13 protein-coding genes are annotated in these 13011 nt (G+C 51.5%); 5 read left to right on the forward strand and 8 right to left on the reverse strand.

From position 1 onward, the window contains the following. Positions 1–23 precede the first annotated feature (23 nt). Complete coding sequence (locus C508_RS0112875) at positions 24–1112, reverse strand: HD-GYP domain-containing protein (protein ID WP_018703978.1); 1089 nt, start codon at positions 1110–1112, stop codon at positions 24–26. A gap of 213 nt (positions 1113–1325) precedes the next feature. Between C508_RS0112875 and C508_RS19885 the strand changes: the two genes are divergently transcribed. From C508_RS19885 to hypD, 3 genes are all read left to right on the forward strand, one after another. Beyond that, positions 1326–1880: a helix-turn-helix domain-containing protein gene (locus C508_RS19885; protein ID WP_018703979.1), complete on the forward strand. Its 555-nt coding sequence runs from the start codon at positions 1326–1328 to the stop codon at positions 1878–1880. Positions 1881–2007: 127 nt separating this feature from the next. Continuing rightward, positions 2008–2883, forward strand: coding sequence for a glycyl-radical enzyme activating protein (locus C508_RS0112890; protein WP_018703980.1), 876 nt, complete (start codon positions 2008–2010; stop codon positions 2881–2883). 4 nt (positions 2884–2887) lie between these two features. Continuing rightward, positions 2888–5266 carry a trans-4-hydroxy-L-proline dehydratase gene (gene hypD, locus C508_RS0112895; protein ID WP_018703981.1) on the forward strand — a complete coding sequence of 793 codons (2379 nt, stop codon included), beginning with the start codon at positions 2888–2890 and terminating at the stop codon, positions 5264–5266. 53 nt (positions 5267–5319) lie between these two features. On the opposite strand, the gene C508_RS0112900 is transcribed toward hypD, so the two are convergent. The 4 genes from C508_RS0112900 to C508_RS0112915 all read right to left on the reverse strand — a co-directional run bounded on the left by C508_RS0112900 (position 5320) and on the right by C508_RS0112915 (position 7700). Further along, complete coding sequence (locus tag C508_RS0112900) at positions 5320–6099, reverse strand: alpha/beta hydrolase (protein WP_018703982.1); 780 nt, start codon at positions 6097–6099, stop codon at positions 5320–5322. A 129-nt stretch (positions 6100–6228) separates the two neighbouring features. Next, positions 6229–6672 (reverse strand): C-GCAxxG-C-C family protein, encoded by a 444-nt coding sequence (locus C508_RS0112905; protein WP_018703983.1) that lies wholly within the window; start codon positions 6670–6672, stop codon positions 6229–6231. Between the two features lies 1 nt (position 6673). Next, positions 6674–6997 carry an AzlD domain-containing protein gene (locus C508_RS0112910; protein ID WP_018703984.1) on the reverse strand — a complete coding sequence of 108 codons (324 nt, stop codon included), beginning with the start codon at positions 6995–6997 and terminating at the stop codon, positions 6674–6676. Next, a complete protein-coding gene (locus C508_RS0112915; RefSeq protein ID WP_018703985.1) occupies positions 6990–7700 on the reverse strand; it encodes an AzlC family ABC transporter permease in 711 nt (236 codons plus the stop codon). Before C508_RS0112915 ends, C508_RS0112910 begins: the two co-directional genes overlap by 8 nt. Before the next feature lie 121 nt (positions 7701–7821). Between C508_RS0112915 and C508_RS0112920 the strand changes: the two genes are divergently transcribed. Beyond that, positions 7822–9327, forward strand: a complete 1506-nt coding sequence (locus tag C508_RS0112920; RefSeq protein WP_018703986.1) for an aminotransferase-like domain-containing protein — start codon at positions 7822–7824, stop codon at positions 9325–9327. A gap of 217 nt (positions 9328–9544) precedes the next feature. On the opposite strand, the gene C508_RS0112925 is transcribed toward C508_RS0112920, so the two are convergent. After that, entirely contained in the window at positions 9545–10066 is a 522-nt protein-coding gene (locus C508_RS0112925) for a hypothetical protein (RefSeq protein ID WP_018703987.1), read from the reverse strand. Between the two features lie 128 nt (positions 10067–10194). Next, entirely contained in the window at positions 10195–10671 is a 477-nt protein-coding gene (locus tag C508_RS0112930) for a YbaK/EbsC family protein (RefSeq protein ID WP_018703988.1), read from the reverse strand. Between the two features lie 225 nt (positions 10672–10896). Between C508_RS0112930 and C508_RS0112935 the strand changes: the two genes are divergently transcribed. Continuing rightward, a complete protein-coding gene (locus C508_RS0112935; protein WP_018703989.1) occupies positions 10897–11496 on the forward strand; it encodes a xanthine phosphoribosyltransferase in 600 nt (199 codons plus the stop codon). A 182-nt stretch (positions 11497–11678) separates the two neighbouring features. Here the strand turns inward: C508_RS0112935 and C508_RS0112940 are convergent, their stop codons facing one another. Beyond that, the gene (locus tag C508_RS0112940; RefSeq protein WP_018703990.1) at positions 11679–13010 is read right to left on the reverse strand and encodes a nucleobase:cation symporter-2 family protein; all 1332 of its coding nucleotides are present in this window, start codon (positions 13008–13010) and stop codon (positions 11679–11681) included. Position 13011 lies beyond the last annotated feature (1 nt).

Below are 13011 nucleotides of genomic sequence, written 5' to 3' on the forward strand. Positions count from 1 at the left end.
ACACTAACATCATTCTAAGGGTTTCAGGCTTCCACTCCGCCCCGGCTCCCCCAAGTTCCTTGCAAGCCATGAATAGCAACCAATCCTAACTCCGGTTCCCGATCCAAATCCAGATAAACGCCCGCCGGTAGTTCAATCAACGGGCGCGGGCTCAAGGAATGGGGGAATTGACGAATCACGCCTTCCCTTCCATCATTCAACACGACCGTTGCTCCTAAAAGCAAATCTTTAAGACGATCTGCCATTTTCATGCAAACAGCCGGATTAAAACGTTCAAACATGCCTTGCAGCAATTCTTCCAACGCCTCCAGCGGTGAATGGGCTTCACGGTAAGGTCGAGGCGAAACCATAGCGTCATATACATCCGCCACCGCAACCAACTGAGCCAAAGGCGAAATTTCATCGCCCTTCAGCCCTTCCGGATAACCAGTGCCGTCAAGACGTTCATGATGATGCAACGCCGCCCGACAAACCCGATCCGGCACGCTAATTCCTAATAATAATTGGTAGCTGTGAAACGGATGGCAATGCATGACATGCTTTTCATGCGCCAAAAGCACATCATGCTTCTCTAAAATGTGCTCCGGCACTCGGCTTTTCCCCATATCGTGAAGCAATCCAGCCATTACGGCGTCACGCACCATCGTTTCGTCCAAGTTTTGCCACAACGCCAATAAACCGCATAAGAGTCCTACATTTAAACTATGATGCAAAAAAGACTCCCGCCCCTGTCCAGACATACTTAAAAGTGAAAAAATGTCGGGTTGGTGCAAAACCACCATCGTCTCTTCCGCCAACACGTTCAACTGCTCTTTTTCCACCAACCCGCCATAGCGCAACTGCTGAAATACGCCTTCCATCCTCCCCAGCAAGCTTTGGTAGGTTTCACGGAACAACGTTTGCATGGCGAAATTCGGGTCATTTGCAGCTGGAACATAAACCACCAGCGCCACTTCTCCTCGCAAGCGCAATAGTTCTAAAATCCGCTCCGTTACGATCGCCCCTTCGGCCAAAAAAGCGGTTTTCTCACCTTCTAGGCAGATTGGCTCCGCCACAGCCATTCCCGGCTGCACTTCTTGCAAAGAAAGTCGGATTTTTTTCCTTTCCGCCATACTATTCCCTCCAAATTATGGTTTCTTTCAAAGATAATTCCAAGCTATCATAGCCACACAAAGGCGTCAATACGGATTTTAGCCTCAATTTTGAACCATTTCCTCACCATGTTCACTTTATCAAAAAAAGTGTCTTTTTATCAAAATTCGACATTGCAATTTTAAGGTTAACTGCTAAAATGAAATTAAAAGAAACAAAACCAGGAGGGTTCTATGACTACTTCCATCGGTTCTCAAATTAAAGAACTTCGCCGCCGCCGCGGCCTCACCCTGCGAGAGGTAGCCCAAAAAACAGGCCTGTCTACAGGTTTCCTCTCCCAACTAGAGCGAGATCTCACCGACATCGCCGTAGACTCTCTGCGCAAAATCGCTATAGCTCTCGATGTAGAACCCAGCCTTTTTTTCAGCAGCCCCCCTCTTGGAAAAAAACGCTTGTTGCGCAGCTACGAGCGACAAACTGCACAAATCGAACCAGGCCGCTTCATCCATTACCATCTCACAAATCAAGCCGAGCCAAAATCCATGCTGCCTCGCCTTGTAGAACTTCTTCCATTGAACAAGGAAGAAAGTCTTCTTCCCTACAGCCACGACGGAGAAGAGTTCATTTATGTCTTAGAAGGCGTGCTGACTCTTATTCTTGACGGTGAACGCCAAGAGCTTTGCCCCGGCGATTCCGCCCACTACCCTTCCTCCTTGTCCCACAACTGGGGCAACCTCACCAACAAATGCGTCCGCTTCCTCGTTGTCAGCCACCCGAATCCACATTAGGATCCTCGGCAGAACCCTGCTATTCCTGCATTTTCTTCCGCGTCTGATAAAAAAACCCTCGCTTTGTCGGAGCGTTCATTAAATCGGTATCTCCTTAATTAAAAGCGACCAACAACCGGAGGTTTCTATGCTGCTATTTCAAATTCAACGCTTCTGCATCCACGACGGTCCGGGTATTCGGACAACCTTCTTTTTCAAAGGCTGTCCGTTACGCTGTCTGTGGTGCCACAATCCTGAAAGCCAAGCATTTCAGCCGCAGCTGCTGCATGATGCGGAAAAATGCATCTCCTGCGGTTATTGCGAAAGCGTTTGTCCCAACCACGCGACACCGCGCGGGCAACTGCTGCGAGACAATTGCCAAGCCTGCGCTCTTTGCTGCGAAGAATGTTTGGGAGACGCCCGCCACTTGGCAGGCCGCCAGTATACTTTAGAAGAAGCATTGCAGCTAGCACTGCGTGACGAAGCATTTTACAACTCCTCCGGCGGCGGCATCACCTTATCCGGCGGCGAACCACTGGCGCAGCCGGAAGCCGCTCTCTCCTTGGCGAAAGCCGCCAACGCACGCGGCCTTTCCGTCGCCGTCGACACTTGCGGCCATGTGCCCTTTGAACATCTTGCAGCCATTCTCCCCTATACGCAACTCTTTCTTTACGATTTGAAACATCCAGACGATGCCGAACACCAACGTCTTACAGGCGTCGGCAACAAACTCATCTTGGAAAATCTGCACAAACTGTCAAAAGCAGGCGCCTCCCTTGCGCTGCGTCTGCCTCTTGTAGCCGGCCTCAACGATCGTCCCCAAGAACTTGCTGCATGGCTGCCGCTGTTTAAAGCGATTAAGCCGCAGCGCATTCATCTGCTTCCTTATCACAGCATCGGCGGCTCCAAAGCCGCCCGCCTGGACTATCCCGTTTTTCAGGGGCAGCCGCCCACAGCTTCTACCTTAGAGCATTGGTTTACTACCATTCAAAACGCCGGTCACCCGGTGCAACAAGGAGGATAAGATTATGAAACAAGAACGAGGCATGAATGAACGCATCCGCTTCTTGCGGAAAGAAAGCACCACCGCCGAACCTCGCCTATCCCTGGAACGCAGCCGTTTGGTCACCGAAGCTTATGAAAAATACGAAGGACGTGTTCCAGTCCCCATGCTGCGCGCACTGACGCTGCAACACATTATGCTGCATAAAGCTCTCTACCTAGGCCCCGGCGAACTGTTAGTCGGCGAGAAAGCCGAAGCCCCGCAGCAATCCCCTTCTTTTCCCGAGCTTTGCTGCCACACGGAAGAAGATCTCACCGTCATGGATCAACGAGAAATTGTGTATTTCCGCGTCGGCGAGGACGAAAAAAAGCTGCAAAAAGAACGAATCATTCCATTTTGGGAAAATCGCGCTCTCCGCGGCAAGCTCTTGAGTTCTCTGCCCCAGGAATGGCATGATTGCTACGAAGCCGGCCTCTTTACAGAGTTCATGGAGCAGCGCGGTCCCGGGCACACGGTTGCCGACGGCAAAATGTACCAAAGCGGCCTCTTGGATGTTCAAAAGCGAATTGACGACTCTTTAGCGGCACTAGACCCGCTGACCGATTCTTCCTACCTAGATAAAAAAGCGCAGCTCACAGGCATGCGTATCGCTTGCGACGCTATGATGCTCTATGCCTCCCGCTACGCCGCCTTGGCGCAAGACATGGCGGAAAAAGAAACCAATCCGCAGCGAAAGAGCGAACTGCAAACGATTGCCGCAAATTGCCTCACCGTCCCGGCGCATGCGCCGCAAACATTCCATCAGGCGCTGCAGATGTATTGGTTTATGCATATCGGCGTCACAACGGAAATCAATCCTTGGGACGCCTACAGCCCCGGCCGCTTGGATCAACACCTAATCCCTTTCTACCGCAAAGACCTGGCCGAAGGGCGTCTGACGCGCGAGCAAGCCAAGGAGCTGCTACAATGCTTCTGGGTTAAGTTCAACAACCAACCAGCCCCTCCCAAAGTAGGCATTACTCTCAAAGAAAGCGGCACCTACACGGATTTCGCCAACCTCAATACCGGCGGCATCACGCCCGACGGCAACGACGGCGTTAACGAAGTATCCTATCTGATTTTGGAAACCATGGACGAAATGCGCCTGCTGCAGCCCAGCTCCAACGTGCAGATCAGCCGCCGCACTCCACAGGATTTTCTCAAAAAAGCCTGCGCTATTTCTCGCCAGGGTTGGGGGCAGCCTGCTTTTTACAATACCGAAAGCATCGTGCAAGAACTGCTTAATGCCGGCAAGTCCCTGGAGGATGCGCGCCAAGGCGGCGCCAGCGGTTGTGTAGAGACAGGCGCTTTCGGCAAGGAAGCCTATATTCTGACAGGATACCTCAACCTCCCAAAAATTTTGGAACTCACGCTCTTCAACGGCATAGATCCCATGACCGGCAAGCGCCTGGGACCGGCAACCGGGGAAGCGGCTTCCTTCAACGACTTTGACTCGTTCTATCGGGCCTATGAAAAACAGCTGCACTACATGACAGATATCAAAGTAAAAGGCAATCAAATTATCGAAGGTCTATACGCCCGTTATATGCCCGTTCCTCTTCTGTCTTGCCTTGTAGACGACTGCATCACAAACGGCCAAGACTACAATGCAGGCGGCGCCCGCTATAATACCAGCTATATCCAAGGCGTCGGCATCGGCACACTTACCGACAGTCTTGCCGCCATCGAAACTCTGGTCTACAAAGAAAACAAATTCACCCTCCCCGAACTAGTTACAGCCCTCAGAGATAATTTTGAAGGCCACATGCGCCTACACCACTTAGTACGAGAAAAAGCGCCCCGCTACGGCAACGACGATGATGCCGCCGACGAATTGATGCAGCGAGCTTTTCGTTCGTTCCACGATGAAGTTACCGGCCGTCCCAATGGCCGCGGCGGCAGCTACCGCGTCAATATGCTTCCCACCACTTGCCATGTGTACTTCGGCTCCGTCCTCGGCGCCAGCCCTAACGGCCGCTTAGCTCACAAGCCGGTATCCGAAGGCATCTCTCCCGAAAAAAGCGCTGACCGCCTGGGCCCCACCGCCGTCATCCGTTCTGCGGCCAAAATGGATCAGCTTCTTACCGGCGGTACACTGCTTAATCAAAAATTCAATCCCGCCGCTGTTGCAGGCGAAGCAGGCCTTGAGCACATGGCCGCTCTTGTACGAGCCTACTTCTCCTTGGACGGCCATCACATTCAATTCAACGTCATTGACCGTTCAACGCTCTTAGCCGCCCAAGAACACCCCGAAGATTACAAGGATCTTATCGTCCGCGTCGCCGGCTATAGCGACCACTTCCACAATCTCAGCCGAGAGCTACAGGATGAAATCATCGAACGCACAGAACAAACGATTGGTTAAAAATAAATCAGACCGCCAAATCCGTAGATTAGCGGTCTGATTTTATTTTGTTTTCATTTATTCTTCTGTTTATCCAGCCAGTCTCCAAAGAGCGCTTGCAATTGTTCCTGATGTCCTTGAGCGCCATGAGCAAAGCGAGTCACAGCCAATTCTTTGGGGCCGTTATAAGCCTCGTACAATTCCTGTGAGCCCGCAAGCGGCACAACCACGTCTTCTGTGCCATGCACAATCAGAAGCGGCGTATCCAATGCGGCTGTTGTTTGAATGGGTTGATACTGGTTTTTCACTAAATCCTGCACAAATTGCGGCCCTAACGAAAAGGCTTTTTCAAAAAAATTAGCTATTATTTCGCCTTGCAGCGCTTTGCTCCACAATTCCGGTCCTAAAATCACATCTCGGAAATTTTCGACCGCCTTGGTCACCGGCGCAAAGAGCATGCGTCCGGCAATTCGCGCGTCTGCGGGATGCAAGAGAGTCACCAATCCCCCAAGACTGTGCCCGTAAAGAATTATCGGCGAATCTTTCCATTGTGTCTGCTCTTTGGCCCAGGCTACTACATTGGCTAAGTCCTCCCGCCAACCGCTGACAAAGGTGTCGGCCGCAAAAGTGCCGTCGCTGTCTCCGGATCCCAGAAAATCAAAGCGCACTACGGCATAGCCCTGTTTTTCAAAATACGAAGCCAAATGGACCGTCAGATGATTATAACCTACTTTATTGCCTGTAAAACCGTGGCTGCACACAACCACAGGCGTCCCGATCCGAAACAAGTCCGGCTGATGCACCATAGTTGAAAGGCGTCCGCCGCGACTAGTAATCCACACATGATCCTTCATTGCAATTCCCCCTTAGGAACTTTTTCTGCAAATAAAGAAAAGACTAAGAAACCTTAGCCTTTCGTTTTCGAATCAACTAATACGTCTTCGCTTTATTTTTTACTATGGTATCACGATGCAAAGATTGCGTCAATCGATTTTCCCTTGAAGATTCTCTGCCAACAGCCACTGTCTGGCAAAGGCGATCGCCTGGGTCGTCAACGCTTCGCAAGCATGCGCTGGTCCGTCTTGAGGAAAACCCTGCGGCCGCAGTTCCCTACACAGCAAACTGCCAAAACGAGCTTCAAAGGCAGCCGCAAACTTCCGGCAGCGTGCCGATATTTCTTCTGCCGACTCCTTCGACAAAGCGCCTTGCAAACCAAGAAATAATAACATGCCTTCCACCAAGCCGCACTGCGCCCCATAGCCGCCTGCCCCATGAAGTCCCGCCATCGCTTCCGCCCATAGAGGCGGCAATGGCATTTGCGCCGCTTCACATTGCAGAACCAATTGTGTCCGAGCACAATTCCAGTCGTCCTGCCAATAGCACTGGTGTACGCGTTCACTAGCCCATTGTTGCACCGCATCCGCCATTTTAAATCCCTCCCAGTCGCAACAGGCCCATGACTCCCAGTCCTGCGGCCATCGTCCATACGGCTTGACTGGTACGCCAAGCTACCCAAGCGGCGGCTGCGCCCGCGACTAAATAGCTGTTATGCCAGGAAACATCGAGCTGCCCTTGGGGCAAAAGCAGCGCCGGCACTACAAGCGCCGCCAAAATACCTGTAGGCACCTGCGCCGTCCAACGCTCCAAGCCTTTGGGCAAACCAGTCAAACGCAGCAACAGAAAGCTGCCCACTCGCGTAGCATACGTAGCGCCAGCCATCACCAAAATGATCAGCCAATATTCTTCACGCATTTTGCTTCTCTCCTTCCAGACAGCCGCCCACAAAAGCGGCGGCAACCGTCGCCAGCAGCAAATACCATTTCCCCGGCAGATATAACGAGCCAATCACAGAAATCACCGCTCCCGTCAGTGCTGCCGCCAACCCCGACTTATGACGCAAACGCGGCATCAGCATAGCTAAAAATGTAGCCGGCATAACAATATCCAGCCCCCACGCCAGCGGATCTCCTAATTGGCTGCCTACCGCTACGCCCAAAGCGGTAGAGACAGCCCAAGTACAGTAACCGGCGGTATTGCTGCCCCATTGATACGCCGCATTATAGCCATGCGCGGCAATACGGCTTACAGTCACTGCATAGGTTTCATCCGCCATGCCGAATGCCAGCAGCGCCTGCTGCCAAAAAGGAAGCTTCAGCACGTGAGGCGCAAGCGACGCTCCCATTAACAAATGACGCAAGTTAACCAAAAGCGTCGTTAAGCCTAAGACGCTCCAAGATACCACACCCTGGCCCAGCAGCAAAATAGCAAAAAACTGCGCTGCTCCGGCAAAGACCAGCAGCGACATACCCATAGTTTCTGTCGGAGTTAAACCCGCCCCCAACGCCAGCATGCCAAAAGTAAGGCCAAACGGAAATACACCCAGCATCAAGGGCGCTGTATCTTTCATACCCAGACAAAATTCTTTTCGCCAGGCACCATCAACACATTCCAACATTGTTCTTCCTCCTGATTTTATATTTTCTTGTATTTGCATCTTACCAAGGAGGATTTAAATTGGAAATAGCCAATTTAAGATATTTAAAGAAACCCATGGCTTTTTTCGGGAGGAACAGAAAATGGACTTAACCAATTTTTTGCAAACTCAATTACAATCCCCTTCTTCACTGCCACTTTATAAACAGTTGTCCCTGGCGCTGACAAAAGCCATTGAGACCGGCCAGCTTCGCAACGGCCAGCGCCTGCCGCCGGAACGGCGTCTAGCGGAAGACCTCCGTCTCAGCCGAACTACCATCGTTAACGCGTACCGGCTTCTGGAGCAAAACGGCAGCGTATCCTCGCGCATCGGCAGCGGCACCTATATTGGCGAAGACGCCGTTGCCGCACCATTGCCGCCGATGCCCTGGAACCAGCTCTTGCTACCGCATTTGAGCAGTCCGCTTTCCTCAATTTTGCGCAGTCTTTTGGCCATTCCCGCTGCTGCTGACAGTATTTCCTTAGCCGCCGGCATGCCGGATCCTGCGCTATATCCCTTAGACATGCTGCAGCAATTGCAGCAACCGATCCCCTCCTCCGATCTTGGTTATCTGCCGATTGAAGGCTATGCGCCTTTACGCAGAGAATTAGCGTCTTGGCTGAAAAACCGCCAGCTACATTTAGACGCGGAAGACATTATGATTCTCAGCGGCTCTCAGCAAGGTCTTTATCTGTTGTGCAAATGTTTTATCTCCCCCGGCGACAGCATTGTCGTCGAATCACCCACGTACTTAGGGGCCATCCAGGTCTTCCAGGCGGCTGGCGCACGCCTGCTCACCCTTCCCGGCCCTTTGAACAGCCAGTCGCTGCCTTTCCTAGAAGACTACCTTGTCCGCTATCGTCCCAAGCTATTTTATCTGGGTTCATCCTTCCAAAACCCCTCAGGTCGCAGCCCCGACGCCTCAATGTGTCAAAAATTCCTCGATCTGGCCGCTAAGTATCACCTGGTCATTGTAGAAGACGACGCTTATGGACATCTACACTATGAAACCCCCGCCCCGCAGCCCTTAAAAAGCCGCGACCACTACGGCGGCGTTCTGTACCTTGGCTCAGCTTCTAAAATATTTTTCCCCGGTTTACGTACTGGCTGGCTGGCAGCGCCTCGAGAAGTACTAAATCGCTTAGCCGAAGAAAAACAATACGCTGATCTGCACAGCAATAATTTGGCGCAGTTGTGTCTGGCGGAATATATGCGTTCCGGTCAGGCAGACGCTCATTTACGCCACATCCGCGTCCACTACCAGCGCCGCCGCGATGCGTTAGAGCAAGCCCTGAAGCGCCATTGCAGCGCAGACCTTGCTTTTGAATTACCCCTCGGCGGCTTCTACCTTTGGTGCCGTCTCAAAGGCGAAGGTTCCGCCCAGGCTCTTTTATACGAAGCCGCCCGCCAAGGGGTATCCTTTGTTCCTGGCGAAGCCTTCTACGCCGACCGCGCCGGTTCGGATTATTTCCGGCTATGCTTTGCTACCCATGACGAAGCTGCCATGGAAATTGCCGCCCAACGTCTGGGCCAAGCCTTGCGCAATCTGCGCAAGCACCCGCGCCGACACACCATCCCTGCCTTCCGCTCCGGCCAGCCAATCCTCTAACTAGGGAGCGAACTAACAAGAGAACCGGAGAATCGGAGGGTGCGACAGAGGGTTCGTAATTTGAAATTAAAAGAAAGAGCTGTGGCTAGACTTGCAATCAAGTCAGCCACAGCTCTTTCTTTTTCGTTTATACAGCAGAACCGCTTCTCGCAGCCCTCCTGCACACCCTCCGGTCACTCCCGCGACTCTTGTTCAAATCCCCTGACCACGTATCTTTTCACGCCAAAAGAAGCCGTTTCTTGCCCGACTCCTGCCAGCTATAGACCTTCATCCGTCCCGATACGCCCTGCGTCGTAAATACGCCTTGAAAGGCCTTAATATCATCCACAGATGCGCTGACAGATCCCACTGCCACTACCAATTGGCCGTCCTGCAGCGTAGCCGTCAAGGGACTTTTGCGGGAAACCGCCGACACAGGCACTCGCCACAGCGTCTGCTGACGATGGGGAAGCCAAGCCTCTACATAACCGCTGTCAAAACGAAGCTGCAGCCAAACCGGCCCCCGCTCCGTATCCAGATACATCGTCAAAACCGAGCCGCTTTCCACACTACGCAAATCATACAATTCCAATTTTCCAGAAGCAGGCGCTTCCAAAAAAGAATAATCCAATGGCTCCATGGTAGTAGCAGCAGCCACACTCATCTCCTGCTCCTCCTGGAGCACCGCTTGCGCAGAAGCTGCCGGCAAAAACAATAAGCTCGCCGCCAACGCCACACAAAGCCCTAACGTCTTTCTCATGTATACTTCCTTCCTTATTAACCAACCAATTCCTACGCGCTAAAACCCAGTTCACGCCTTGCCATCTTTACCATTTTATGCGTCAGGATTGGTCGGCGTCAAGGAAAATACGCTGCTCGATCTCTACGTTATTTTACTTCAACCACTTGACCGCCGGTAAGTTCTTGCAACTGCTGGCTTGTTACGCGAAATACCGCAAAAGGCGAGCCTGCCGCCGCCCACAGTTCGGCATATTGAAATAAATCTTCATCCAACAAGCACGGAATATCTTCCAAATGCCCTACCGGCGGAATACCTCCAATGGCAAAGCCCGTATGCTCCAATACATAGTCTGCATCCGGTTTGCGCACGGCTTCGCCAAAATACTTGGCTACTTTGCGTTCATTAATGCGATTGGCGCCGCTGGCTACTACCAAAAATGGCGTCCCGCTCTTCTTGCCTTGAAAAACAATGGATTTGGCAATCTGTCCTACCTCGCAGCCAATCGCTGCAGCGGCCTCTGCCGCGGTCCGCGTCGTCTCTTCCATATTTCGCACTTGCAGTGGCAGCCCGGATGCTTCCAATACTTGCCGTACTCTGCCCACGCTTGTCGTCTTCTCTTCCAAAAGTCAACCCTCCCCATCTCTTTTTGCACACAAAAAGTTACAATGTAAATATTATATCACAAATTAAACTTCTTTTTTGTCATTTAATTTGTGTTCATTGCGTATCCTTCCTTGTTTCTTTCAAAAATTATTCACTTCCCAAAGGTGATATGTTACAATGACCAAATAAACTTATTGTAGATGGGAATCCGCTGTTTTGCGGTTTCTTAAAAAAGGAGCTTTAGTATGGAACTGCTAAAAGAACGCATCCGCCGCGAAGGCCTGGTTCTGGAAAATCGCATCTTAAAAGTTGATTCGTTTCTCAATCAACAAATTGATCCTGTTTTAATGATGGCGCTGGGCGAAGAATTCGCCAGCCGTTTTGCCGCCGAAGGCGTGCAACGCATCTTTACCATAGAGGCCTCCGGCATTGCCATTGCTCTGCCCACAGCGTTGCGCATGGGCGTACCGCTGGTATTCGCCCGCAAAATACGCTCTACTACCATGAACGATCAAGTATACGCTACCCAAGTACATTCTTACACTAGAAATCTCACCAGCGACGTCATTGTATCCAAGCGCTTCCTGCCACCTGGTGAAAAGGTATTGATTATCGACGATTTTCTGGCGAACGGCGAAGCCGCTTTAGGATTGGCCGAGCTGGTCCGCCAATCAGGCAGCAAAGTAGTCGGCATTGGCATTGCCATTGAAAAATCCTTCCAACCCGGCGCCGCTAAAATCAAAAATGCAGGCTACCGTTTAGAATCACTGGCTCGTATTGCCGACTTCAAATCCGGCCAGGTTCGCTTTGTAGGCGAAGAGCCGTCGCCGGATGTCTCAATTTAAACAAGAGAAACAGACAAGGAACGAACACAGAGTAACTGAGTAACAGAGGGTACGCAGAGGGATACGATATCATCAGTCAAAAACGAGGAGTTTTGCTGCAAACAGCAAAACTCCTCGTTTTATGTCTGTATCACTTTTCTCTGCTTCCTCTGTGTACCATGCCTCGTTGCTAAGCAATTATTTTATAAATACTTGTTTTTACCGGCTTCCATATCTTTTTCTTCTGCCGAAACGCCGTTGAGAAGCAAGTTGAGCAGAATAGCGGCGATGCTGCCGGCAGTAATGCCACTGTGCAAAATAACTTGAGCCCAAGCTGGAAAGTTATGATAGAAATTAGGCACTGCCAACGTAATCATACCCACGCCCAGACTAACCGCAACAACCATGATGTTCTGCGTCCCGTCAAAATCAACGCGCGACAAGGTTTTCAAGCCGCTGGCCGCAACCATACCGAACATAGCAATGCCCGCCCCGCCCAAAACCGGTAAAGGAATGGCGGCAATCACCGCAGCCAGTTTGGGCAAAAGCCCCAACAGAATCAGAATGACGCCGGCCGCAGTAACCACAAAGCGACTTTTAACCCTCGTCAACGCTACTAAGCCTACATTCTGCGCGAAAGCCGTATAGGGAAACGAGTTGAAAATGCCGCCCAGAATCGTAGAGAAACCATCCGCCCGCAAACAGCGGCTTAAATCGTCTTTCGTAATCTTCTTATCAACAATTTCGCCTACGGCAATACAGTCGCCAGTGGTCTCCGTCATCACTACCAGCATAACCAAGACCATCGCGGCAATGGACGCCGCATCAAACGTAGGATAGCCAAAGGCAAAGGGCGTAGTAACTCCCAGCCAGGCCGCACCGCCCACCTTGGAAAAATTGACCATATCAAAAAAACTAGCCAAGACCGTACCGCACAACAAGCCTAAGAGCACTGCAATGTTGCTGATAAAGCCTTTGAAAAAACGGTAAAAGAAAAGAACCAAGGCTAAGGTCACCAGCGCCAGCAAGATATAAGCCGCGCTGGCAAAGTCCTTGGCCGCCGGATTGCCGCCGCCAGCCCAGCGCACAGCCACCGGCATCAAGGTCACGCCGATGATGGTAATAATCGTCCCTGTCACTACCGGAGGGAAAAAGCGCAAAAGCGAGCTAAAATAAGGACTGACCAAGTATGTTATAATCCCGGCCACAATAATTGAACCGTAAATACCAGTCAGTCCGTGCGCTTGGCCGATTAAAATCATGGGAGTTACGGCGGCAAAAGTCACCCCTTGGATCATGGGAATTTTTACGCCCATATTGCCAAAACCGACAGTCTGGATAATCGTAGCAATGCCGCAAGTAAACAGATCGGCGTTAATCAGATAAATTAATTGCTCGCTGCTCAATCCCAAAGCATTTGCCACAATAAGGGGAACCGCCACCGCCCCGGCGTACATAGCCAGTACATGCTGCAAACCGTACACAAACAGTTTGCTCAACGGCAGCATCTCGTTAACAGGATGATTTTTTTCCATG

This window comes from Anaeromusa acidaminophila DSM 3853, assembly GCF_000374545.1.
In the GTDB taxonomy this organism is placed as follows: Bacteria; Bacillota; Negativicutes; order Anaeromusales; family Anaeromusaceae; genus Anaeromusa; species Anaeromusa acidaminophila.